2 protein-coding genes and 1 pseudogene are annotated in these 2020 nt (G+C 66.0%); 2 read left to right on the forward strand and 1 reads right to left on the reverse strand.

Annotated features, from left to right (window positions below; genetic code table 11):
- The coding region (locus EOA27_RS33800; RefSeq protein WP_189562246.1) for an AEC family transporter at positions 1-354 on the forward strand (354 nt) is incomplete at its 5' end.
- Here EOA27_RS33800 and EOA27_RS33805 read toward each other — a convergent pair.
- Positions 331-1542, reverse strand: coding sequence for a UbiH/UbiF family hydroxylase (locus EOA27_RS33805; protein ID WP_126082730.1), 1212 nt, complete (start codon positions 1540-1542; stop codon positions 331-333). The two genes, EOA27_RS33800 and EOA27_RS33805, sit on opposite strands and share 24 nt — an antisense overlap.
- Positions 1543-1644: 102 nt before the next feature.
- On the opposite strand from EOA27_RS33805, the pseudogene EOA27_RS33810 reads away from it, so the two are divergent.
- Positions 1645-2020, forward strand: a pseudogene (locus EOA27_RS33810) (DUF2182 domain-containing protein); the annotation flags it as partial.

Raw genomic sequence — 2020 nt, forward strand, 5'->3', positions numbered from 1 at the left:
GCCGCGCCTTGCGCCCTGTTCGCCATGGGCGTCACGCTGGCGCTGAGGCCGCTCAACCGTGTGCCGCACGAGCTGGCATTGATTGCCGGGTTGAAGCTGATCGTCCATCCGCTGCTCTGCTATGTCGTGCTGAGCTGGATCGGCAATTTCACGCCGACCTGGGTCTTTTCAGCGATGCTGCTGGCGGCGCTGCCGACGGCGACCAATGTCTTCGTCATCGCGCAGCAGTACGACATATGGGTGCAGCGCGCTTCGGCCAGCGTGCTGATCACGACATGCTTCTCGGTGGTGACGGTGACCGCGCTGCTCTACGCGATCCGACACGGAATCCTACCGGCCGACCTCTTTCCGTAAGCCGCCGGCAATGGCGCGAAAGCCGCTGCCCGGCCGCAATCCCTCGCGCATGAAGAAGGCCCGCAGCGGCGCGAAGCTGCCCAGCGCATTGAGGCCGGCGCTGCGCGCCAGCTGTGCGGGCAGCATGTCGGACAGCAGCGACATGTTGAGCAGGTTCACCGCGCCGCTACGCGCCCATATGTCGGGTCGGCGCCTGGTATCATAAGCGGCAAGACTCCTGCTCGCCCCTGGATCGCCGCGGTTTTCGCCGGCGATTCCAATCAGATCGTCGATGTCCCTGATGCCGAGGTTGAGCCCTTGGGCGCCGATTGGCGGAAACACATGCGCCGCCTCGCCGACCAGCGCGACGCGATTCTGCGCGAACCGGGCGGGCGAAGCTGCCGACAAAGGATAGATCTGGCGGCCCGGCTCGACCGAGACCCGGCCAAGCACCGATTGCATCTGCTGCTCGATACGCTCCGACAGGATTGCATCATCGAGCGCGGCAAGCTCTTGCGCCGTCTCCGGCTTCACGACCCAGACAAGGCTCGATCGCCTGCCGGGCAGCGGCACCTGGGTGAACGGCCCTGTTTCGGTGTGGAACTCGGTCGACACGAAGCCGTGGTCGCTGCGGTGGCCGAAATTGAGGACAAGCGCCGATTGCGGATAAGGCCGCGCGAATGCGCGAATGCCGGCGGCCTCCCGCGCTGGAGACAGGCGCCCGTCGGCGGCGACCGCCAGGGATGCGGAGACTTCGCCCCCGTCGGCCAGCCTTGCACGGGCCTGGTCGGCGTCGAGGCTCCAGGATTCGACCGTGGATTTCAGCCAATGAATGCCGTCATGCGCTGAAGCCGCCTTAGCGAGGATCGGAATAAGGGCATTGTTCGGCAGATTGAGGCCGAACTGTTCCTCGCCGATCTCGCTGGCGCGGAAGGTCACGGTTGGGCTGCGGATCAGCCGCCTTGTGGCGTCGACGATGCGCATCACCTTGAGCGCCGCGGCCTGCGGCTTGAGCTCGGCAAGGACGCCCAGCCGTTCCAGAACTTTCAGGGCGGGGTTCATGAGCGCCGTGGTGCGGCCATCGGTGGTGTTGGCCTCAGGGCCCACCAGCGTCACCTGAAAGCCGGCCTGGGCAAAGCCGAGCGCCGCGATAAGGCCGGCCGGACCGCTGCCGGCAACCAGGATGCGGGCTCTGTCGTTATGATCCACGTCATGCTTCCACGTTGGGAGGCGCCCCGTCGGGCCCTTATCCAAGATATAGGTCGGATCAGCCGGCTTGATCAACGCGGCGATTCAGCCCATTCGATTGCCATGAGCGGGGAGCAGCAGGATTTCAACCATCTCGACCGCGCGGGGCGCGCGACGGCCGGCGTGGCGCGCAGTCCGCGCTTTGCGGTGACGCTCACGGTGGGTGTCGCCATCGTCCTTGCATGGTTGCTTCTCGGCGCGATGGCGATCCGCGGCGCTGAAGGCAGCCTTGCCGGCAGACCCGGCGATTTGCTGCTCAAGAATCTCCCGAGCCTGCCTTTTCCGGATTTTCTCGACCGGTTCTTTGCTCTCTGCCTTGCGCCGGCGCCGCTTGCCGGCCCGGCTGGCCTGCAGGTACCGGCGCTTGTGCTGATGTGGTTCCTGATGGCGGTTGCCACGATGCTGCCTTCCGCCGCGCCGCTGATCCGCACCTATTCGG

The sequence above is a fragment of the Mesorhizobium sp. M2A.F.Ca.ET.037.01.1.1 genome (genome assembly GCF_003998075.1).
GTDB lineage: Bacteria > Pseudomonadota > Alphaproteobacteria > Rhizobiales > Rhizobiaceae > Mesorhizobium.